Raw genomic sequence first — 22,934 nt, forward strand, 5'->3', positions numbered from 1 at the left:
CTCCATAAGGTCTCATGCCTCTTAATATAATCAAAAAACTGTCAATTTCCTATTACTTATGCAAAACTCAATAAGTCTGCTTCCTCCAGATTAGCATACATCAGTATTGCTGAATCCAGTATCGCTCTGTTTAAATTTGCTCGACACAGATTTGCTCCCTGAAAACCTGCCCACTGAAGATGAGCTTCACGCAAGTTGGCCTTGGTAAGATCAGCTTCTTTTAAGTGTGCTCCTATAAGACCCGCCTGTTGTAGATTTGCTTCTGATAGATTAGTTTTGATCAAAAGCGAACCGGTCAATGCGGTTCTTCTAAGATTTGCCCCGCTAAGGTCTAACAAGCAAAGGTCTGCTTGTGAGAGATCTGGATTTATCGGCGTATTTTTCCTCTCCATTTATTCCAAACATCTATCCCCCTTTTGAGAATCTCAAGATGTTCCAGATTAGCCATTATTGATGTCTTCCAATCATGTTACCGTAGTGAGCAAGAGATTGCCGTCGCGGTAGGAAACGGCGGTCACCCGCCGTCCCCCGCGCAGATCCCGGCGTGCAGTTTTCCCGCACCGGGCTCTTCAGCAAGACTCGCTTCATCAACCGGGATAGCAAGAGAATCGAAATCGTCGTTGCCCGCTGTGGATTTCCGTGATTCGCGGCTGTTCTATCCGATGGCGATTCATCAGCGCCCAGAAGGTCTTGCCAGATGAAACGCCAAATACGGGGCAGCGGGCTCCATTCAACTATACACGCCCGAGTTGCGGCCGCACTGATCCACTGCGAACTTCTGACTCGGTAGACACTCACGCGACCGTCCTATTTAGGGCCGTCGTGTTCCTCTGCCTCGTCCACAAAACGCTTCCAAATGATCAATAACAAGACAAACGCCAAGCACAGACCGATGAGTGTTCCATACACATCCTTCCAGTCAAACACCCCTTTAGGAAGCACCGGCTGTAGAAACTCATAGGCTATGTAGCCCGAAGCAAGCAGAGTGGCTATTCGAAAACTCTGCTTTTTCGTCGAATTCATAGCCGCGATGGTCAAGAAGATCTGGACAACGATGCCCCCGAGATTGCCAATGCTGTCGGCCAATCCGAAATCCATGATAGTATGGCGATATACATACGGCCGATAGACAAATCTTCCAAACTCCGTCACGAAGAATGCCACTACAGCCACACCGAGAAATACCAAGCGAATTCGCCCAGGTCTCAGAAATTGCTCCGGAGTTGCAAGCCAACCCATCTTTCGCTCACAATCTTTCGGCAGCCCAATTTGGATAGAGTGGCGCGTCTTGGCGCCACACCTCCCACACCACTTGGCACACAGATCACGTGCCAAGGCGCTTCGGCTGGGTGAACTCGTTATGCGTGAAGCCGCGGCAACCCAAAGTATCGAAGTACTGCGCCGGCATGGCAAAACTCAACGCCGGACTCCGGCTCGAGCGCCAGGGCCCATGCGCGGACGTTATCGTGTTCCAAGCCAGCCTGCGGCTTACGTTGCGCCGGTGGTGCTCACGGCGGCGGTTACGTAACGCTGCGAAGCCCGACTCAAAAAGGTACTGACTATGCTCGGAAGTCGAAACGATGTAAGTCTATGGTGGAATTGGACGTGATTTCTCGATGGGAAGAGAAAGGATTGACCCGAGGGGAACGATGGAGCATGCATGATCATACTCATCACATTTCTGCCAGCATCCACGGAGGTTGCTCAAAGCAGCCACCCAGAATCATGGCCGCATAATGCAGAAATGCCGTGAAATTGTCAAGCGGGAATTTGAAATCCGAGAAGAATTGGGCTGGCTCTCGCGGCAACGGCGGATTGTGAAGGCGCTACACTGTCAACTGGAGCGGTGGAGGCGCGAAACCATGCTGGCATGGTCTCGATTGCAGTGGAGCGTCAAGTTGGCCTGGGAGGCTCATTCTCAGGCCGCGCCACGGAAGGTCATTTCCGGCGGATGGGCTGGCAAAATGGAGAGTAACACAGCAGGGCTTCGCAAGTCATGCGGCCAAGATTTGGGGAATCAAGTGGTTGGCTAAAAGCCCTTGGTGGGAAAGGTCATGGCTGGCCACCCGAGGTGCTGCGAAGTACTGCATTTGAAACGGGCAGCCGCGAGCAGCAGGATTTGTCCTGGGTCATAAGGAAACCGGCAGCCGGCGGCAAGGCAATGAGTTCGCGGACGCAAGGACAAGTTGGTCGAAACCGATCCCTCCAGCAAGCCGCCAAGACCCTGCCGCGAGCAGAGTCATTCGTTTACTACGGCACCCTCCATCGTCATTCCAGCGCTAAAAGGTGTACAAACTTGACCATCTTTGTCCCGGCCACAAAACAAAAAAGGGAATCGCGGGGATTCCCTTTCTGATCAAAATCATGCACTTGGCTTGGTTGCGGGGGCGGGATTTGAACCCGCGACCTTTGGGTTATGAGACCAACGGCGCAGCAGCCGTTGCGCGCGCAAGCCCTTGTTTTGGAGGCCGAAGCAAGATAGTCAGCGTCGATGCAGCGTCGGTGGTGGACGTTGCCGGGCCATTGCATCATCATCTCCACAGCACGGCGGGAGGGGCTATTATTCACATACTGCCAGAGATTCGTCCACAGGCGTGCCATATGAAAAGGTCCGCACGTGCCCAAGGAACTTTGCTATCTTGCAAATCGCGGTCCAGTAGTCATGTGATACTATCGCAGCAGACTCATGCGTCGTACTTCGCTGAAACGACCGGCATGAAGCCGATAGAAATAGACACCGCTCGCGAGCGGGCGGCCATTTTTATCCCGAGCCTGCCAACGCACGCGATGATCACCTGCGCTGAACTGCGCATCAGCCAGTGTCTCGATCTCATGCCCCAGTGCGTCAAAGATCGTGATCACGACGTGACCGGCTTCCGGCAGCTGAAAGCGAATCTCGGTTTCGGGATTGAAGGGATTAGGGTAGTTCTGGAGCAGCTGATAAGCTGGCGATGCCCCTGCTTCCGCAGCACGAAGCGATGCCTGCTTGTAGATGCCCTGCTCAATAAGGGCAATGGCATTCTCAGCAGCCGTAAGCAAAGGTTGGCCTTCGGCAAGCGTAAGCACGCCACTGGCGATGAACCCATCAACCTGGTTGATAAAGGCCTCCAACTGGTTGATCGCTGTCTTGGCATTGACGTCATCTTTGTCCAGTTGCTGCAATGCGGCCCTGAGCTTGGTCAGCAATGCGTTGCCTTGCCCGCCGTTCAAGACCCCGGACGCGATCAGGTCTTGCACCTGCTCCATAAGTGCCTGAATCTCCTCCTGGGGAGTTGCAATCATCAGGTAGCGCACCAGGGCGAAGTCATGGCCCGTGGCGCTACCCGCACTGGCAATGCCCGCCACTACCATCCTGCCATCATCCTGCAATGCAACGGCTTTGGCGCCTGCCTCACTGCCCAGGGTGGTGGTGAGCAGACCACTGCTGCCGAAGCTGGCGTCGAGCATGCCGCTATTGGTGCAACGGGCCAGCGCGAACACGTTGTAGGTGTTGTTGAAACTCATGCTTCCCACCAGCACGATCCGGCCATCACTCTGCAGCGCGACATCATACGCATAGTCGGCTTGGGAGCCGAAATCGGTCACCGCCCAGCCATCTCCGTCAAAGCTGACATCCAAACTGCCATCCGCATTGTAGCGTGCCACGAGGAAGTTTTGGTATGTGGCATCGTTGCTGGAGCCATGCCCGGCTGCGACAATCTTCCCGTCAGGTTGCAGCGCGAGCGCGTTCACCTGTTCATTGTGAAGACCAAAGTCGCTTATGAGCTTGCCGTCGCCGTCAAAGCTCACATCAAGAGTGCCATCGCTGTTGTAACGCGCCAATCCAAAACCATCATGGTAGTTGTCGATATGTGCCTGTCCTGCGATCAGGATTTTTCCGTCTGGTTGCAGGGCGAGAGCATAGGCAAGATCATAGCCAAAATCAAAAACTGTCATGACTTTGCCATTAACGCCAAAACTGGGATCCAGGCTGCCGTTACTGTTGTAGCGGGCCATGACATAACGCCAACTGGAGGTCGCGGTGTATCCGCCCACGACGATCTTGCCGTCGCCTTGCAGTGCAATGTCCGTGGCGAAATCACCGTCACCATAGAAATCGGTGGTGACTTTTCCCCCGGTGCCAAAACTGGGGTCCAGGCTGCCGTCGGTATGGTAGCGCACCAGCGCGAAATCCGCATTTGCGGGGTAGGAGGAAGTGTAAGTGCAGCCGGCCACTACGATCTTGCCATCGTTCTGAACCACGGCGCGCGCAGCGCAATCAAAGCTGGTCCTGATGTCAGTCGTGACTCTGCCGTCGACCCCAAAACCGGCGTCCAGACTGCCGTCGCGGTTGTAGCGTGCGACCGCAAAGTCGATTGGCCATACCGCCACGGTGTAGCCCACGGCGACAATCTTGCCATCGCTGGGGCTGATCACAACCTCCGTGGCATAGTCATAGTTGGGCCCGACAAAGTCGGTTGCAACCCAGCCATCGCCATCCAGGCTGGGATCCAGGCTGCCGTCGTTGTTCAAGCGCGCGAGCAAGAAGTCCTCGCCAGTGGTGAAGAGACCACCGTCAACAGAGCCCGCGACCAGAATCTTGTCATCACTCTGAATGGCAATACTTCTCGCCGCGCCCTCGACCGCTCCGAAACTGGGTTGCACCAGGCCGTCACCATCAAAGCCGGTATCCAGGCTGCCCTCGGTGTTGTAACGTGCTATGAGCGTACGATATCGGAATTGGTTTGTGAAGTACTGGCCAGCAACCACGATCTTGCCGTCCGATTGCAGGCCGACGCCGTAGCCATAGTTTTCAGTAGCACCATAGTCAGTCGTGACTTTACCACCAACGCCAAAGCCACTGTCCAAGCTGCCATCGCCGTTGTAACGCGCCAAGGCCAAGTCCCTGGTTGACGAACTGCCAGCGGACATCTCACCGGCCACCACAATTCTGCCATCCGTCTGCACCACCACGCCGTGGGCAATTGCGCCGCCACTTGGACCGAAACTCGTGACCAGTTTGCCATTACTGCCAAACGAATTGTCCGGGCTGCCATCGCTGTTGTAGCGCGCGAGTCCAAAGTAGAACCTGCCGCTCCAGACGGAGCCCGCAACCAGGATTTTGCCATCTGCCTGAATGGCAACATCATATCCGTTATCGCTGCCGGCACTGAAATCGGTGATGACAATACCGCTGGTGCCGAAACTGGCATCGAGGCTGCCCTCGCTGTTGTAGCGCGCCAATGCAAAGTCAACCGCGTATGAGATGGTTGAGGTGTAGCCGGCTGCCAAGATTTTTCCATCGGGCTGCAGCTCGATGGCATAAATGAGGGCATCATCCTGTATGGTGGTGAAAACCTTGCCGCCATTGCCAAAGCCGGCGTCCAGGCTGCCGTCAGGGTTGTAGCGGACAAGAACAAAGTCTGAATAAATCGTATTGCCACGCCTGGCGGAGCCGCCTACGACGATCTTACCATCTGGCTGGAACAGGGCGCCGCCAACCATGTCGATTCTGGAACCCAGGTCGGTCGTCACCCTGCCGTCTGTGCCAAAGCTAACATCCAGACTGCCGTCCGGCATGTAACGCGCCAGTGCAAAATCAGAGCCTCCGTCGTCATTCGTGTAGCCGGCGACAAGGATTCTGCCGTCGGCTGGTGCGATAGCGACGCTCTGACCAACCTCCAGGTTGGGGCCTATAAAATCAGTCGTAACCTGCCCGTTGCTGCCAAAAGCCGGGTCGAGACTGCCGGCTTGAGCCAGGCATTCTCCTGATGCAAGCGCGAGCATCGTGCCGAGCAGAAAGGACATTGCGCCCTTCGCAAGCGGAGATCTGTGGCGCATTGCTGAGTTGGGGCTCATGAAGAACCTCCTGGGTGAGTTGAGTAAATCGTTCATTGGCGTGCCGCGACGCGCGACTTTGCTGCACCGGGTTGGAACACAAAATCGGCGAACGCACGCAATCATGCTATCAAGCAGACCGTCAATCTCAGTCGCAAGATCTGAAGGAAGGGGGTACGGCAGGGGAAGGTGGCGGCATGGGAGCGCTGGGTATCATGTCCCAGCATGAATCGGAAAGAACGAGCCTGAATACTTGCGGCCAACGCGCCTACCAGTGCAATCGGACCTTGCGCCGCTGGCGCCCACGCATGAGTGCGCACCGCAGCATCTGAAAAGCTACTGGAACGAGGTCTGCGATGAAACACAGCTCTCTGTTCATCATCCATCACACCGGTCGGCTGCAAGCCTCCCCTTGAGCACGGTTCGCTTTCGAGAAAAAATCGTCCTGGCGCGCACGCTCCAGCGAACAATGCCCACCTTGACCCGGCCGTATCACTCAATGAGTCAGGAAGGCAATTACGAGAGAACTATCTGCAAGGGCCGGACACATGCAAAAACACCTCTCGCTCTAGTGCCGGCTCATTACACGAAGAATATAGAAATCGCGTGGCGCATTAACAACATGAAAGTAGGCCGAACGGATCATCTCAGACACCACGTTCGGAGACCGAATTCTTTCCCCCGCCAGCACACGAAATCAGCATGCCCGGCTGACTTCGTGCGGTATGTACCAAAGTCTGGGGTAAGTACAAGACCTCCGGGACCAAGGATAAGCCAATAATTCTGTTCCAATTGAATCTTGGCTTATCGCAGTAGCATTAGCTTCATCACCTGTGAAAGCTCTCCTGCGCGCAGTTGAAAGAGATACACCCCACTTACCAAGCCTTTCGCCTCCCAAACGCGCTGGTGCTTGCCCGCTGGCAGCTTTTCGGAAACCAGCGTGGCGACTTCATTGCCGAGCAAGTCATAAATCTTCAGCGTGACAAAGCTCGCGTTGGGCAACGCAAACGCAATCGTCGTCGTGGGATTAAAGGGATTAGGATAGTTGTGCCAAAGCTGAAACTGGGCCGGCATTTCCGCTGCGTTCTCATGCACTGTCGAGACTTCCGAAAACTTTCGTACGAGCACATATCTCACGAAATCTTGCGCGTGTTCAAACTTCATGAAGTAGAGCGGAAAGCTGACCAGCACCACGCGATGATCACCGCCGAGATATTCAATGCCCACTGGCTGGCCATTCATCATGCCACCCGGTGTGCCGTCGGCAAAGCGACTGTGATAACGATACACGGTCCGTGCACTCTGGGCGGGATGAATACCCTCTATTCTTGTGAGATGATAACTCCAGGCCGCCAAGCCTTTGGTGGTATCCACGGCGAGCGTGGGATAACCGGGCTGCGCAGGTGAGGCAGACCAAAAGCGCGCTTGCGAAAAATACTCCACGCGCTCGAGCTTGAGATCGTCATAGATAAATTCGCCTGGCCCGTAGTACGCAGGATACGTTTGTGCGGTAGAGAAAGCGCGCGAAGGCATGAAGACGGTTACCAACAAATTGCCGCCATATGCGAGGTATTCTTGCAGGCATCGCCGGCCTGGCAGTGCTGCCGCGGGATCGGAGAAGTCGTTGCCGTGCCACACCACGGTGGAATAAGCTCCCACATCAGCCAGCTTGATGCTACCAGCATGTGCGAGATCATACTCGGTGTGGGTGAAGCCGGCGACCAGGCCGCGATAGTATTGATCCACCTCCTCGTCCGTGGGCCGCATGAGCTGGCCGTCGCCATCCGCGGTTTCATCGACAATCAAGATGCCGCCATCCAGCGAAACCAATCGCGAGCGTACTTCCATGCTGGCTGCGCTTTCGTGAAGTTGGTCATCCAGTGCGCGCACAGTGTAGTAATGATAAATGCCCTTGGTCGCGGTTTCATCCACAAACGAGGTGTCTCGCCAAACGCCGGGTGTCAAAAGAATTGCAGCACCTCCCGGCTCCGGGGCGCGATAGAGGCGATAGCCGAGCAAATCATACTCTCGATTAGGCGACCACGCAAGAGTAATATGCGTGCGCGTGGGCCGGTCCGTGAGATTGATTGGGGCCAGCGGAATGGAACGTACCGTCGCTCGGCGCTCAACCGTCTGGCTCTCGTGGCCTTCATGATCATATGCGCTTACACCGACGAAATACGCCTGGCCCTCAGTCAGATTCTCCAAAATGATCTGCGTGTCGCGCGTGGTGAAGAGCGTGTCGTATTGACCCGAAGACCTGCCGAGATGAACATGATAGCCGGCCAAATCTGACTCAGCATTCGCGCGCCACGACGCAAAGAGACTCGCACCATCGCCCTTATCCACTACTTCAAAATCCTGCACCACCGCTGGGGTTGCAATCGAATGAACCAGGAACGCCGCGCCAGCCTTGGTCACTTCCGCGCAATAGGGCATGCTGTAATTGGCGATGACATCCTGCGGCGTGTGATAGTATGGGCTGAAATCCATCTCTTCAAAGTAGATCGCAGGAAAGCCATATTCCCAAAACGGGTAGCTGTCCGAAGCCTGATTGAGGCTACCGGGCGTGGCTTTGATGGCTGTGTAGGTATTGGTAAGAGTCATCGCCATGTCGAGCAGATGTTCGCTGCCGGTGTAATAGTTGATGCTCACGCGGCTGGCAGGCAACGACCTGAGCGTGTGGCTGATCATGTCGTTGTTGATCATGAGGCGCAGGTTCATGCCCGCAGCTTGGGCTTTTTGCGCCATATCATAACAGCCGGAACCGCCGGAAAGCATCAATTCCTCCGCGCCAAATGCGACGAACTTGATGGTGGCCTCGGGCTGATAGCCGGTGCGCTTCATCGCGCGTGCGATCTCCCATGCCGCAGCAGTGCCGCTGGCGTTGTCATCTGCGCCGGGCGCGAAGCGCATGGGATCATCATAGGTAAAGCAATCATAATGTCCACCGATGAGACAAACCGCGTCCGGATCCCGGCTGCCGGGCAAAGTGACGATGACATTCTTCTGCCACGTCGTGGTGTCCACCGGCCAGGGATTGTAGCAGAGAAAGGAATCGATCTGTACCTGCTCGAAGCCGAGGCGCGCGTATTGCCGCGCAATCCACGCTGCGACGGCGTGCCGAGTCGGCGCCAGGCTGAAGCGCGTTTGAAAGTCCTGCAAGCTTTGGATGAAATACCGCAAAGAATCAGGATTGATTTCTGCGATGATTTTGGTGATGTCGTCCGCTACGGGCAGAGCGGGTGAGAGGCGGCTCAGGATGCGTTCCTCCTTCAGGAACTTGGGCGTTTTAGGCAGGGCCACGGCGCGCAACCCGGCACGAGCGATCTCCAAGGCTGAAAGATCGGGGGCTTTGAGGAGCAACACCTCGCGGCTGGCAAACAACACCTTGCCCGATGACGGCTTGCGTATCGCATTACGCCCATGTTTGCCGCAAATAATGAAATAGGACTCCGACCAGGCGGCAGCATCGATGATTTCAAAGGGCAGTCCGGATTCGTTCAGCTTGGGGAGATCGGCCTGGCTAAGTCCACAAATGAAAGCGGATTCAAATTGATAATACACCGGCAACCGGAGCCGCGCCAACACGGCGCGCTCCTCGCCGTTATTGAGGCGAACGGCAATGAGATAGTCCGTTGCTTCTTGCGCCGACGAATCCGGCAACATGAAAATACTCAAGACGATCATGACCGCCGGCAAGCATGAGATATGAGGCCTTCTGATCAGCATAAAGAACTCCAAATGATCGACAATGCCTTACTATTGCAGCGAATGCCATGCATGTGACCTTTTCCACGACGAGTTTTCTGTCTCGAACAACTCGAGTCCGTCCGAATATCCGACACTCAAAATTCTCTTCCACAGCGAGCAGTGTCTTCATCCCTTGAACCTGTCTGCCCTGTCTGCACAAGAGAAAAGCGTTGGCGAATGGGTTCTGGTCATGTATCTGCACGAGTTGGTTACCTCGCAAATGATAGCCCGTCGCAAATTACCGCAACAAGATGAGTTTCTTGACCTGTTCGAACTCCCCTGCCTGCAACCGATACAAATACACTCCGCTCGCCAAGTCCTTTGCCTCCCACACACGCTGGTGCCTGCCGGCTGGCAGTTTTTCTGAAACCAGCGAGGCGATTTCATTGCCCAGCAAGTCATAAACCTTCAGCGTGACGAAGCTCGCTCGCGGCAGTGCGAAGGTAATGGTCGTGGTGGGATTGAAGGGGTTGGGATAGTTTTGCGACAAGTTCCAGGCGGCTGGCAAGGAGACAGCGAACTTACTGTCAGTAATAATAGTAGGCGCCTCCGGATAGATCTCCATGTCGTCGATAAATGCACCCACATAGGTATTAACGGAGTCCGAGATAAAATGAAAGCGTACCCAGACGTGCTCATTGCCCGTGCCCACAAACTGGTTCAGCGAGATTTGCCGTTGTACCCACTGTGGCCATTGCCTTCCAGAAAGTGAGTCGAGTTGTACCCAGGCCATGCTATCACGGCTCGCTTCGACGTGGCAAACGCCACTGCCTTTGTCAATGATGTAGCGGGTCCAGAATGTGAGCGACGCTTCATCCACCAAGGACAGATTGAATCCCGGCTTAAATGTAAGACAACAGTTCAAAGGAGTCTTGATGAGCGTGGTAGCTGATCGCACACCCGAATGAGAATTTGTGGACTTGATGACCCAGCCCTCTTCCAAATCCCAAAAGTCAGAGTCAAATTCAAAGTCGTCCATCAGATTACTGACGTGAGTCTCAAAAGTTATGCTATCATTATAGGCATTGCGATCTTGCGCTACACCTACAAGTGAGATCGTGAAGTCTGCCTTCCCAGTTTGGGCAAAAGCAACCGGCTCGAATAGGACGCTCTTGTCTGCGTCGCTCGCCAGCGAGGTCATCAGATAGGTGTCCCGGTAGATCACCTGCCCGGCAAATGAACCCATGCAACTCAAAGAGAAATTAGTTTCTGCATTGCGCCCTTGGTTTTTGACTTTTGCCGTGGGACGAAGACGTGCCAGGATCGGCAGTTCCTCGGTCACTGGCCAGATCTGCCGCACCAATATATCGTGATCCGGGTGCGTCACCAGCAAATCCACGGGAACGGTCTGTCTGAAGGCTGTGGTGTCATTGGAAAAAATCGTCAGTCCGCCGCGGTATTTACCCGGTTCCAGATTTCGTGCACCAATCCGCATCTGCATCACTGTTGATTCGCCGCCGGACAGACTGCCTGATCCATTCACCACCTCCAGCCAGTCCACCATGCTGTGGGTTTCTCCGTACGCAATCATGCGAGAAGCATCGTTGCCGTGATCTTCGAAAAGCACGATGCTGCCATCTGTGATCACGATGTCGTCCACAAAGAACCCGGGCCTCGTCGGATCCATTCCTCGCACAAAATTTGTCGGCAGAGAAGCAAAAGCAAAGCGAATCACCACGTCGTCGCTGCGGTAAGAAGAAAGGTCGAACTCAACCTCCTGCCATCTGCCACTAATTCCGGTCCAGCCTGCGGTACTTTCGCTGATACCCCGCCAAAGGCAGAAGCTGTACAACCTGCGCGAGGTGTAACGTGGCCTGATCGGTTCGGCGATAACAAAAGTATTTCCCCGGTCCGTTGAAACCCACACATTGCATCCCTCCCAGCCGTCAAAGGGTGGCATGAGGTGAATTCCCGAAGTATCTTGCATCTGCCAAAAGCCTCGCCAGGATAGACGTGGCTGGTCGGTTGCAGACAAATCGAGAACCGGGGTATCCAGGCATTGGAGCCAATTTTTGTGATAAGTACCGGTTGGAGGATCACCACACCACCACGAGAGGCTGTCGAAGGACATATAGCTGTCAGAGTGAAAGGATGCTGTGCAACTGATGTCGAGAGTAGAATACTCCAGTGACGCAACACCAAGGTTTTGGATGGTCAAGGATTCAAACAACGAATCCCCAGCCACGATGGTAAGATCAAGCTTATTGGGGATAGTTGTCAATGCCGGCCCTCCCGTCTGGCCATCCCAAATATAGGGACAGAAGGTGCCGATCTCACATTCGCCCCATTTGATGCGGAAGTAGCCGCCATCACCCCAGGAGGAAGACCAACTGTTTTTGCAGATCCAGCTCTGCTCATGGTCGTTCCATCCCACCAGCACCACGGCATGACCGCTGACCAGATTTCCCCACACATGTTCATAAACACCCCCGGTATAGTAGCGGAGATCATCATATATCAAAAGATATGCGACAACCGGCCGTCTGAGCAGGGCACTTTTGATGTTTTCGATCTTCGCCTCCCCCAGGGTGACATATCCCCAATCGGGAATGGTGACGGCTTCCTGCTCCCAATGGCCGCAGGCGCTGCTGCAAGGAATTGTATCGTCTCCCTGATACGGAAGGCAGGCTTCGGTCGGCACGCCTACCGTTTGAACAAACTCAAATACCTGTTCGACAGACCAGTTGACACAGTTGCCTTCACTGCACGATAGGATGAATTGCTCGGAAAGATCAATCTGCGCGGCTGGATTGCCGTGGTGTATTTTCCACCATGCTTCCACGGCTGCCAGCGCAGCAAAGTCCCAGCAACTGCCACAAGGCTTGGGATGGGCCTGGCTTTTCACGGGCGTCATCCAATTGCCGTTGTTGTTCCGCCAGTCGAACACCGGCGGCAGCGATTCCACTTTGGGTAATGTTATCAACTTGGCCTTGCTGCGAGCCAGCACCGGAATTTCGGCGCCACCGAGTCGTTTCAGTTCTTCGAGCGGCAGTTGGGTCACCCAGCTTTCACCAGCCGTCCAATTAGCGCCTTTGGCAGCAATGGCCTGCTTCACTCGCTCAACGTCGCTCGAGGCAAATACTCCCTGCGATAGTAGAGAGATCAGAACGAATGAAAGAGCTGATTTCTTCATGACAGAACTCCTTGACTGACTAAATCATTTCATAAATCACCGCAATAGAATGAGCTTCTTCGCTTCCTCAAACTCACCAAACTCCAGGCGATAGAACTACACGCCACTCGCCAAGCCCCGCGCTTCCCACACGCGCTGGTGCTTGCCCGCCGGCAGTTTTTCTGCCACCAGCGTGGCGACTTCATTGCCCAGCAAATCATAGATCTTCAGCATAATAAAACTCACTTTCGGCAACGCGAATACGAGGGTGGGGTTGAAAGGAACAAATGCTCTCTTTGTTTTCTTTGTATTTTCCAAAGCTTGATTTTTTAAGACCGGGTTTGTATATTGTGGGCACAACAAAAACAAACGCCCAATTCCGGAGTGCTCGAAATGGACTTGCACGAACGCATCTCAATCAATCCGAAAATTTGCCACGGCGAGCCTTGCATCAAAGGCACGCGCATCATGGTGACCAACATTTTGGCGGCGATTGCCGAGGGTTTGCCGATGCCGGAGATTCTTCAAGACTTCCCAGGTATCACCGCTGAAGATGTTTTGGCTTGCGTCGCCTTTGCGAATGACGTCATCCAGGAAAGAAAGTGGTATCCTGTAGATGAAACTGAAGCCGCTGTGGCGTGATGAAACTTCTGGCCGATCAAAATGTCCGGTTTCGCGCCGTTCTCGCGCTCAGAAAAGCCGGTTATGACATTCTCCATACCTCTGAAATCGAACTGGCAACGGCAGAAGACGAGTTCATTTTCAATACGGGTTTGGCGGACGAACGCATACTGATCACCTTGGACGAAGGCATTGGCGACTACCACGTGTTGCCTTTGCCCGAACATCATCCTGGCGTCATTCGATTAAAGCTTCATCCACAGCGCTGGCAGTGGGTATCCGCACGGCTTGAGCAGTTCCTGCAAACGACCAACGCTGAAGAATTGCGCGATAAATTGATCATTCTGTATAATGACCGTGTGCGCATAAGATAGTAATGAATGATGTGAAGTCGGACTTTCGCGCTGATCGTGTGGCAAAAATCCGGCTGGTTCACGCCCAATTTTCTATTTGAGCAGAATGAGTTTCTTCGTCTGCACAAACCCTCCCGCTTGCAGGCGATACACATACACCCCACTCGCCAAACCTTTCGCCTCCCACACGCGCTGGTGCTTGCCCGCCGGCAGTTTTTCTGCCGCCAGCGTGGCGACTTCATTGCCGAGCAAATCATAAATCTTCAGCGTGACGAAACTCACTTGCGGCAGCGCGAATTCTATGGTGGTGCTGGGGTTGAATGGATTGGGATAGTTCTGCGCCAAGCCGAAATTCTGGGGTTGTGCATTCGCTTCATGGATTGCCACTGTTCCGTTTTCCGTGTATTTTATCGTTGTCATGACGCTCCCATACCAATCATTGCCCCGACTGGTACCAGCCACATAGACATTTCCAGCAGCATCAACGGCAACGCCCCATGCTTCATCGCTAGTATCTCCAGATCCAGTATATTGCGCGATCCATTGTTCAACACCGGCAGCATTGTATTTGATCGTGTTAAAATCCGAGTTATCGCGTAAACCGATGCTGAATCCGGTTACATAGACATTGCCCGAAGCGTCAACCGCCAAGCCATACGGGAAGTCATAACTTTGCCCCGCTGAATTGCTGTAACGGGCAACCCATTGCTGTTCCCCGGAATTGTTGTACTTAACGGTCGCAAAGTCGCCATAACCATTACTCAGTCCGATGACATAAACATTGCCGGCGTTGTCGAGGGTGAGGGCGGTTGCTTCGTCCCAACCGTTGCCATGCGTTCCATTGTAACGGGCAATCCACTGGGTGGCCCCTGCCGCACCATACTTGATCGTAATGAAGTCTTCACCGGTTGCTGAAGATCGCGTCCTGCCAGTCTCGTAAATATTGCCTGAGTCGTCCACAACAATGTCGACTCCCTCATCCCAACTATTGGCCGAACCATTGTAGCGTTGCACCCACTGCATTTCGCCGAGCGTATTGTATTTGATCGTTGCGTGATCTGCCAACGTTCCAGCGCCATAACTCATTCCCGTAACAAAGGCATTGCCCGAGTCATCCACGGCAATAGCGTTGGCATTATCAAACAAATGCCCTGGGCCGTCATAGGCAATCGCCCATTGTTCGTTTCCGGAGGAATCGTACTTGATGGTGACATAGTCAGAGTTGTCGTTGGTTATTTCTAGGCCGCCGGCCACATAAACATTGCCTGAAATATCCACCGCAAGAGAAATATGCCAGGGAAATCCCGGCCAGCCGCCTCCCCCCACAACGGTTCTATCGAAATGAGCAACCCACTGCCTTGCTCCTGAAACGTTGTATTTGACGGTAAGGTAGCCGCCCCGGTCGCCAAATCCGGTCACATAAGCATTTCCTGAGCCGTCAACTACGAGCTTGGTTCCCTGATATCCTTCCCGGCAACGGTCAATCCACTGTATCGCTCCAGCAGCATCATACTTGATTATGACGTAAGCAGCATCGGACCCGTTGGTGCTGTATCCGCTCACATATATACTGCCGAATTTGTCAATGGCAAGGTCGGTTGCATAGTTGTAGTCGATTTTGGGGCCACTGTAAATGGCAGCCCATTGTGCTTCTCCGGAAGCATTATACTTTATGGTAGCATAATCCTTGGATCGAACTGGCCAATCACGCCATTCCGAGTCTCCCACAGTTCCGGCAACATGGACATTTCCAGCATGGTCAACCGCAACCGCGATCGCATAGTCACTATTGTTCCACCGGTGACGACCATTGTCCCGACCATCATACCGGGCCACCCATTGCACCACCCCAGTGGAATTGTATTTCACTGTAGCGAAATCACTCTCGTTCTCGGTGTCGGGAGACGCGCTCCAACCCGTCACATAGACGTTACCGACCCCATCCACGGCTAGCGCGCTGGCATGGTCATGCAAATTGCGCGGCCCATTGTAGCGCATCACCCACTGCAGGGCGCCGACAGAATTGTATTTGATGGTGGCAAAATCATCGGCTGTGTTTGAACTTTGACTTGTTCCCGTCACATAGACATTGCCGGAGGCGTCCACGGCCAAGGCGCTTGCCCCGTCTCCCAAATTTCCCGGCCCATTGTAGCGGACCACCCACTGTTTGAGGCCGGCAGAATTGTATTTGATCGTGGCGAAATCACTCTCTGTGCCTGAACCGCGACTCCCACCAGTCACATAGACATTGCCGGAGACGTCCACAGCCACGGCTTCTGCCTGGTCCCCCGCATTTCCCGGCCCATTGTAGAGGGCGACCCACTGCTCGAAGCCAGCGGAGTTGTATTTGACCGTGGCGTAATCTCGCCCAATGGCTGGAGCCTGGCTTGCTCCTGTAACATAGACATTGCCGGAGTCGTCCACCACGATGGCGCTGGCGTAGTCATATGAATTCTCTGACCAACTGTAGCGGGCGGCCCATTGCTCGACCCCAGCAGAATTGTATTTGATGGTGGCAAAATCATCTGCTGTGCTTGAACTTTGACTTGTTCCCGTCACATAGACATTGCCGGAGGCGTCCACGGCCAAGGCGCTCGCCCCGTCTCCCAAATTCCCTGTCCCATTGTAGCGGGCGGTCCATTGCTCGACCCCTGCAGAATTGTATTTGATGGTGGCAAAATCCTCTGCTGTGCTCGAACTTTGACTTGTTCCTGTCACGTAGACATTGCCGGAGGCATCCACGGCCAGGGCAGATGCATAGTTCTCGGCATTCCCTGTTCCATGGTAGCGGGCGACCCACTGCCTCACGCCGGAAACGTTATACTTGATGGTGGCAAAATCATGTCCCTCTTCTCTCCCCTCACTCGCTCCAGTGACATAGACATTTCCAGAGTCATCAATCACCATGGCGGCTGCGCCATCTTCGCCACCGAAAACATCGGAAGAATATCGCCGCACCCAGGCAGTATCGATTCCGGCGGAAAGCTCATGCTGGGCAGGAGTTTTCCCGGTCATTGCCGCATAGGCTTGGTCATCACGATGCCCCAGCGGTTCTGTCATTCGGTGCCGGTCAAGCAGAGTTTGGTCGGTGGTCCAACGATTTGGCTCCTGCCTCGAAAAGAAGGGAGCCTGTACCATCTTGCTTTGCCGCGCCGTGTCCCTGTTACCTTCATTGGACATTTGACGATGGTCTTGAGATTTTCCTTGCCCATCGAAGTTTTGGGTTATTCCGAGCAGTAAGATGGCCGCGCCGGAGAGTAGCAACGCTCTCTTCATCTTTCACCTCCACCAGGCTTGATTGTCTGCGGTGCATGGCTTCTCTCTTAAATGAAATCGTTGCAGGAAAAAGCTCTTATCCGCTAAATCCGTTTAATCCGCTAACAAAAAGCAGTAAGCGGATCGAGCGGACTAGAACCAATACCGTTCAAATAGTAGTCCTACCCCCTTGTGGGGTACTGGAACTTGCGCATAATCAGCGGCCCACAAGGGGCCGGGACTACGGAGAACGGCATTGGGATTGAGGCCTGTCGCAAAAGTTATCTGAGCAGAACAAGCCTCTTCGTCTGCACAAACCCTCGTCTTGAGCTTGTCGAAGGGTCCCCGCCTTCAACCGATACAAATACACCCCGCTCGCCAAGCCTCACGCCTCCCACACGCGCTGCGACAGTATTCTCGTTGCAAGGTTCAAGCGTCCTGCGCATGACTCACGGGCACAGAGGCGTCATCCACTTCAGCAACAATCAGTGCGACAATCTCATCCAGCTCGCGTGCAAGCGTTGCGCTCAACGCCATACTCATGCGCTGCGTGTCTTCGGGCACGATGCCGTAGATGATCACCTCCGGCGGTGGCCTCAGTGTTTGCAAAAAATGCAGCAGTTCATACACGCCGCCTTCGTGCGCGGAAAAAGCCGGGGGCGGTTGTTGCAGCGCCTCCTCCGTCGTAAAGCAAAACACCGCGCCCGGCTCCGCTGCGATCTGCACCGCATCAACAATGACGATCTTCTTTTTGCCGCGACAGTGCGTGAGCAGCTCAAACCCGCCCGTGCCGCCGTCGAGCACTTCGACTGCCGGCGGCAGAAGCATGCGCTGCAATCGCCGCACGACGTGAATGCCAATGCCTTCATCGGTAAGCAGAAGATTGCCGAGGCCGAGAATGAGTGTACGTTTCTCATTCATACCGTAGTAATTCGCTGGCGATGCGACTTACAAAATCCGAAACTGCTTCATCGACTTTCCCGGCTCGAGCAAATGCACGGCGCAGGCGATGCACGGATCGAACGAGCGCACGATACGCGCGAGCGCAAAGGGATTGTCCGTGTCTTCGACCACCGTGCCGAGCATCGCTTGCTCGATCGGTCCGGGCTGGCCTTTGTCATCCGTTGGCGAAGCATTCCACGTCGTCGGCACCACCGCTTGGTAGCGCGCGATCTTGCCGTTTTTGATTTCGATCCAATGCCCGAGCGCACCGCGCGCCGCGCACCACAAGCCCATGCCTCGGGCTTCATCCGGAATCGTATGCGCGCTGCACACCGGCTCATCGAGCTTCACTTGCATGATCATGCTGCTCAGTTCATCCGCCACGAGCTTGCACTCCAAGGCGCGGCTCAGGTGGCGGCCCATCACCGAACAGAGCGCTTCGGGACCAACACGCAACGTGCTCAACGACTCCTCAATGAGCTGCACGGCCTTGGGCATACTCTTGCTTTGATACGCCATGGCCATGCGCGCGAGCGGCCCGACTTCATAAACCTCGCCGTCGTAGCGCGGCGCTTTTAACCAACTATACGCGCCGGGCTTGGCGGGATTCGGTATCGTATCCGCTTTGCTGGGATGCACGTGACTTGGCGAATCATACCATGAAGCTGCCACGTCTTCCGTGATCTTCCTGGGATCAACCGCTGCGATCTTGCCGTTCGACATGCGGCCCATCGGGAAGAAGCGTTGGCGCTTCGTTACGTCCGGCTCAGCATCGAGATCGAACAGGCCGTACGACAGGAAATTCTTACAGCCCTCGCCCATTTGAAAATAGTCGCGATAGACTTGCGCGATGGTAATCACGTCCGGAATGTAAGCCTTGTCGATGAAGTCGGTGAGCTCCTTCAAGCGCCACAGTGAGGTGGTGATGTTGTCGATGCGCGGAATGATGGTCACGCCGCCGGGCGCGATTGAAGCCATGTGCGGCATCTTGCCGGCCCAGATCGCGGCCAGCTCATGCGCCTTGAGACGGATTTGATACGCCTGAATGTAGTGATTCACCAGCGCCTCGCGCACCGTGTCGGGCAAACGATAGTCGGCCTCATAGCGCGGCACGAACGGTGGAATGTCCGGACCGCGATAATAATCCAGCGAGGCAAGATGATAGAAGTGCAGCACGTGCGATTGAATGTAGTTCGCGCCCTGCACGATGTTGCGAATGAGGCGGCCGTTGGGCGGCGGCATGACGCCGAAAGCATTGTCCAGCGCTTGCGCCGAAGCAATCGCATGCGGCACCGGGCACACGCCGCAAAAACGCTGCGTGATTTGAATGGCATCGAGCGGCTCGCGATCCACGAGAATCTGCTCGAAGCCGCGATAGAGCGTGCCTTCGCATTTGGCTTCGACCACTTTATGGTTGTCCACCGTGGCTTCGATCTTCAAATGGCCTTCGATGCGCGTCATTGGGTCGATGGTGATTCTGGCTGCAATGGTTTTCATGATGGTCATCTCCTCTGATACAAAGGTGAGTGCGCATCGGGATAGCCTTTTTCGGTACAACCAAAGCATGGCGCGCCTGCGCCAATGCACCAATTCACGCCGCCGTTCCACAAGCGAATCGGGCAATCCGCGCTCGTGAACGGGCCTTTGCAGCCCAGCTCGAGCAAGCAGCCTTCTTCGCCGAACTTCGTTGCAAAGATGCCGTCGTCAAGATAATCGCGATTGATGCAGCGCGCATGCACGGAGCGGCCAAAGAACAATTTCAAACGACCTTGCTCATCGATCTCTTTCGGCGCCGGCATGCCATAGAGCAAAATCTTCGCAACCGTGCCGATGAACCAATCGGGATGGCACGGGCAACCGGGAATGTTGATCACCGGCGTGGTGATATTGAGCAGCTGAAAAACTTCTGAGGTGCCTTTGCTGCCGCTCGGGTTCGGTTGCGCTGCCGATAATCCGCCATACGCAGCGCAGGTGCCGACGGTCAACGTCGCCATGGCGTTGCGTCCGAAGGAATCCACCCACTCGAGCATGGTGATCGGCTTGCCGTCTCTTTCGCCGATGTGGCCATACACGCCGTTTTGTTTGGTGGGAATCGCGCCTTCGACCACGAACACGTATTTGCCTTTGTATTTCTCCGCGGACTCGAACGCGGCCTCGACGGAAAGCGCGCCGGTCGCGGCCATGAGCGTGCCGTGATAATTGAGAATGAGTTTGTGGCCAGGTAGAATTTGTTCGAGAATGACGTTCTTGATGCTTGGATGAATGGTGTTGATCACCGACACCGAGCAGCCGCTGCATGTGGAAGCTTGCAGCCAGATGATGGGATATTCCTTGACGGCTTCATCGAGAGCCGCGGCGAGCTTGGGCAGAAACTCGTCGACCATGCTCATTGCCGCGGGCGCGGCCACGGCCCAGCGCATGAAATCGCGTCGCGAGATTGGGGATTTGAGTGACATGAGGCTTTTCCTCCTTTGTTCAATACCTTCGCATAGACTTCCATACAAAAGCTTCACAGAGCATGAAACATGTCCATTCATTTTATCGCAACAACAAAAGCTTCTTGTTTTGCTCAAACTCACCCGCTTCCAAGCGATACAAATACACCCCGCTCGCCAAACCCTTCGCCTCCCACACGCGCTGGTGTTGGCCTGCCGGGAGTTTTTCCGCCACCACCGTGGCGACTTCATTGCCGAGCAAGTCATAAATCTTCAGCGTGACAAAGCCAGATTTCGGCAGCGCGAATTCGATGACAGTGTTGGGATTGAAGGGATTGGGATAATTCTGGTACATCGCATATTCAGCGGGCTTGGCAGTATTGGGCAGCTCGCGCACCTCCACCGCAATCTCTCCGCGCATCGCCAGGGCCGAGACCCACTGATATCCCGTATCGCCGATAATCTGGTCATTTGCACCGCTGGTGACTTGCGCGGTATCCAGCAAGGCCAGGTTGGCATTGGAGTAACGTTCGGGATTGAACAAGCCGAAGAGTTGCCCGCCCGCGTCGAATGCCAGCCAGTGCGGTGCGAGGAAACAAATCCTCTCCCACGTTCGCTGTGCCGTGTTCCGGTTCAGGATATACAATTTCATGTTGCCGGCACTGGTGGCCCACAGCTTTTTGGTCACAGGATTGAACGCCAAACCGGATAAGTTGGAAATCCCGGTGTGGCCGACGAATTTGGTCACGCCGGTTTGAAGATTGACCCTGAACAATTTGCCGGCATAACTCGCCGCCCACAGCGTGTCACCCTCGAATGTCATGGCCCGGACATCCGACTCGGGGATGGTCAGTATCTTCTGGGCAAGCCCGGTTTGCGCATCGATCTTGATGAAGGTGCTGAAGTTGATATCGGGAACAACGCCAAACAAACGACCGGAGACCGGCTGCACCGCCAGCCCACGAGCGGAATTGCAGCCAGTGGAACCGATCAGGCTGGCTTTCCCCGAATCCGCCGGGTTGAGTGTCGCCAGAAAAGTTCGATTCGAGACGTCGGCAATGGCATAGATGGTGCCGGGTGCGGCGCTGCGCAGCGCGACGCCCTGTAAAATCACTTTCTGCACCGGCTGGCGCGGGTCGTTGCTGACCAGAAGCAGGGAATCCGTTTTCATGGCATCATCCGCAGGGATGAACACAATGCCAAGTTCACGGCTTTGATCATTCCCCAAAGCCAGCGGCAGTTGCAGGCTTCCGGCCAGATGAAAATAGCTGGTTGAAAACTGTATGCTCGCGAGGCGCAGGCTATCCAGTCCTTTGTTGGTTATGACAAACTTCAAGGTGTCGGGCTGATGCAACTCAGAAACAAAGCGCAATGTATCGGCGGTGATTGCCAGGGTAGGTTCGAGGTAGATGCCGGCGGCATGATCAAACAGATAACTCGCTATTCTGTTAACACCCTGCCATGCCTGAGTTGGATCACCGTTGGTTAAGACAATGATGCCTGATTCTTCTGGTTCACAAAAGTACATTTTAGTAGTTGCTCCTTTTGTGCCGCCGTCGTGCCCCCATGCTTTTCGTTTTCCAAAATAATCCCAGTACCAGATAAGACCTTGTGAAGAATCTGGAAGCGGATTCAACGGTATTTCCGGATAATGCGCTTTTGTTATTAAAGCGACTGTTGAGCTGTCGAGTATTTTGATATCTCCCAATGTTCCTTTTTGCATAAAGGCGTTCAGAAAACGAGCAAGCTGAAGCGAGCTGGTGCGAAGTCGCCCAGCAGGATAACCAGGAGAATTCTCATGTGAGTACGGTTTGTATCCATGGGGAGTCCAGATATACGGTCTCGCGATATGATTTGTATCGAGGTTGGCAAGAAACCAGGAAGCCTCATGCATGCTTAATGGCGATAAAATGTGCCTCTGACAGTATTCAGCAAAGGCAGTATCGGTGATCGCCTCAACAAGGTAGCCGAGCAATGCTATTGCAACATTACAGTAGTTATAGGTGGTTGCCGGTGGATATGAACCATAACTCGTATTGGTGTAATAAGCGCCTCCAGGCACCAAATAACCTTTCAAGAAATCATACAATGGTATTGAAGAATCGCCTGCCACAATCATTGCGTCAAGAACTTCCCAGTTATCATTCATGCTTGATACATGCGAAAGAATCATCTTGAAAGTGATGGGATTGTTCGGGTAGGAGGGATTGACGACCTGCAAATCCGGAGGAAGATAATCATTGACATTGTCGTCCAAATGAAAAAGGCCTCGCTCATATAATTGCATGATTGCCGTACCCGTAATGGTCTTGGAAATAGAAGCCAGCAAAAAAAACGTCGAATCCGTCACCGGGATTCTTCGCTCGACATCCGCGTAGCCGTAGGCATGATGCCAAGCCAGCCGGCCTTGCTTGACAATGCAGGCCGACAAACCGGGGATATGATAGGCAGACATCGTCGCAGTGATGAATGAATCCAGTGCAGTTGAAGTGAGCAACAACGCCTTGCCGTCCTCTTGGAGCTGGGCCTCGCTCCCGCTCTCTCGTAAAGCCACCCCTCTTTCCGATGGCGAATACACCGAGGTCAAGAACGGGAAAGAGAAAACCAAAGCGAGGATAACGATTTGTTTTGCTCTCATGGGATGAC

Annotated in this window: 12 protein-coding genes; 2 read left to right on the forward strand and 10 right to left on the reverse strand. The window is 54.3% G+C overall.

The window, feature by feature from the left end:
- Nucleotides 1-56: 56 nt before the first annotated feature.
- The 5 genes from L6R21_21930 to L6R21_21950 form a co-directional block, all read right to left on the reverse strand.
- A complete protein-coding gene (locus L6R21_21930) occupies nt 57-392 on the reverse strand; it encodes a pentapeptide repeat-containing protein (GenBank protein ID MCK6561867.1) in 336 nt (111 codons plus the stop codon).
- Between the two features lie 415 nt (nt 393-807).
- Nucleotides 808-1,239 carry a hypothetical protein gene (locus L6R21_21935; protein ID MCK6561868.1) on the reverse strand — a complete coding sequence of 144 codons (432 nt, stop codon included), beginning with the start codon at nt 1,237-1,239 and terminating at the stop codon, nt 808-810.
- A gap of 1,431 nt (nt 1,240-2,670) precedes the next feature.
- The gene (locus tag L6R21_21940; GenBank protein ID MCK6561869.1) at nt 2,671-5,838 is read right to left on the reverse strand and encodes a T9SS type A sorting domain-containing protein; all 3,168 of its coding nucleotides are present in this window, start codon (nt 5,836-5,838) and stop codon (nt 2,671-2,673) included.
- Between the two features lie 783 nt (nt 5,839-6,621).
- A complete protein-coding gene (locus L6R21_21945; GenBank protein ID MCK6561870.1) occupies nt 6,622-9,507 on the reverse strand; it encodes a M20/M25/M40 family metallo-hydrolase in 2,886 nt (961 codons plus the stop codon).
- 301 nt (nt 9,508-9,808) lie between these two features.
- Entirely contained in the window at nt 9,809-12,703 is a 2,895-nt protein-coding gene (locus L6R21_21950; GenBank protein ID MCK6561871.1) for a T9SS type A sorting domain-containing protein, read from the reverse strand.
- A gap of 372 nt (nt 12,704-13,075) precedes the next feature.
- Here L6R21_21950 and L6R21_21955 point away from each other — a divergent pair, with 372 nt between their 5' ends.
- Together L6R21_21955 and L6R21_21960 are read left to right on the forward strand one after the other, a co-directional pair.
- On the forward strand, nt 13,076-13,324 hold the full coding sequence (locus L6R21_21955; GenBank protein ID MCK6561872.1) for a DUF433 domain-containing protein: 249 nt from the start codon (nt 13,076-13,078) through the stop codon (nt 13,322-13,324).
- On the forward strand, nt 13,324-13,677 hold the full coding sequence (locus L6R21_21960; protein ID MCK6561873.1) for a DUF5615 family PIN-like protein: 354 nt from the start codon (nt 13,324-13,326) through the stop codon (nt 13,675-13,677). The genes L6R21_21955 and L6R21_21960 overlap by 1 nt, the downstream gene beginning before the upstream one ends.
- A 72-nt stretch (nt 13,678-13,749) precedes the next feature.
- On the opposite strand, the gene L6R21_21965 is transcribed toward L6R21_21960, so the two are convergent.
- From L6R21_21965 to L6R21_21985, 5 genes are all read right to left on the reverse strand, one after another.
- Nucleotides 13,750-16,932 carry an SBBP repeat-containing protein gene (locus L6R21_21965; protein MCK6561874.1) on the reverse strand — a complete coding sequence of 1,061 codons (3,183 nt, stop codon included), beginning with the start codon at nt 16,930-16,932 and terminating at the stop codon, nt 13,750-13,752.
- A gap of 408 nt (nt 16,933-17,340) precedes the next feature.
- Nucleotides 17,341-17,832 carry a hydrogenase maturation protease gene (locus tag L6R21_21970; GenBank protein ID MCK6561875.1) on the reverse strand — a complete coding sequence of 164 codons (492 nt, stop codon included), beginning with the start codon at nt 17,830-17,832 and terminating at the stop codon, nt 17,341-17,343.
- 27 nt (nt 17,833-17,859) lie between these two features.
- A complete protein-coding gene (locus L6R21_21975; protein MCK6561876.1) occupies nt 17,860-19,350 on the reverse strand; it encodes a nickel-dependent hydrogenase large subunit in 1,491 nt (496 codons plus the stop codon).
- 5 nt (nt 19,351-19,355) lie between these two features.
- Nucleotides 19,356-20,309, reverse strand: coding sequence for a hydrogenase small subunit (locus L6R21_21980; GenBank protein MCK6561877.1), 954 nt, complete (start codon nt 20,307-20,309; stop codon nt 19,356-19,358).
- 82 nt (nt 20,310-20,391) lie between these two features.
- Nucleotides 20,392-22,926 carry a serine hydrolase gene (locus L6R21_21985; protein MCK6561878.1) on the reverse strand — a complete coding sequence of 845 codons (2,535 nt, stop codon included), beginning with the start codon at nt 22,924-22,926 and terminating at the stop codon, nt 20,392-20,394.
- Nucleotides 22,927-22,934 lie beyond the last annotated feature (8 nt).

Source organism: bacterium, from assembly GCA_023150945.1.
Classification (GTDB): Bacteria; Zhuqueibacterota; Zhuqueibacteria; order Zhuqueibacterales; family Zhuqueibacteraceae; genus Coneutiohabitans.

Coding starts and splice junctions, on each gene's coding strand:
- L6R21_21965 (MCK6561874.1), bottom strand. CDS start 16,932: ATGAAGAGAGCGTTGCTACTCTCCGGCGCGGCCATCTTACTGCTCGGA.
- L6R21_21970 (MCK6561875.1), bottom strand. CDS start 17,832: ATGAATGAGAAACGTACACTCATTCTCGGCCTCGGCAATCTTCTGCTT.
- L6R21_21935 (MCK6561868.1), bottom strand. CDS start 1,239: ATGGGTTGGCTTGCAACTCCGGAGCAATTTCTGAGACCTGGGCGAATT.
- L6R21_21955 (MCK6561872.1), top strand. CDS start 13,076: ATGGACTTGCACGAACGCATCTCAATCAATCCGAAAATTTGCCACGGC.
- L6R21_21950 (MCK6561871.1), bottom strand. CDS start 12,703: ATGAAGAAATCAGCTCTTTCATTCGTTCTGATCTCTCTACTATCGCAG.
- L6R21_21940 (MCK6561869.1), bottom strand. CDS start 5,838: ATGAGCCCCAACTCAGCAATGCGCCACAGATCTCCGCTTGCGAAGGGC.
- L6R21_21930 (MCK6561867.1), bottom strand. CDS start 392: ATGGAGAGGAAAAATACGCCGATAAATCCAGATCTCTCACAAGCAGAC.
- L6R21_21980 (MCK6561877.1), bottom strand. CDS start 20,309: ATGTCACTCAAATCCCCAATCTCGCGACGCGATTTCATGCGCTGGGCC.
- L6R21_21960 (MCK6561873.1), top strand. CDS start 13,324: ATGAAACTTCTGGCCGATCAAAATGTCCGGTTTCGCGCCGTTCTCGCG.
- L6R21_21975 (MCK6561876.1), bottom strand. CDS start 19,350: ATGAAAACCATTGCAGCCAGAATCACCATCGACCCAATGACGCGCATC.
- L6R21_21985 (MCK6561878.1), bottom strand. CDS start 22,926: ATGAGAGCAAAACAAATCGTTATCCTCGCTTTGGTTTTCTCTTTCCCG.
- L6R21_21945 (MCK6561870.1), bottom strand. CDS start 9,507: ATGATCGTCTTGAGTATTTTCATGTTGCCGGATTCGTCGGCGCAAGAA.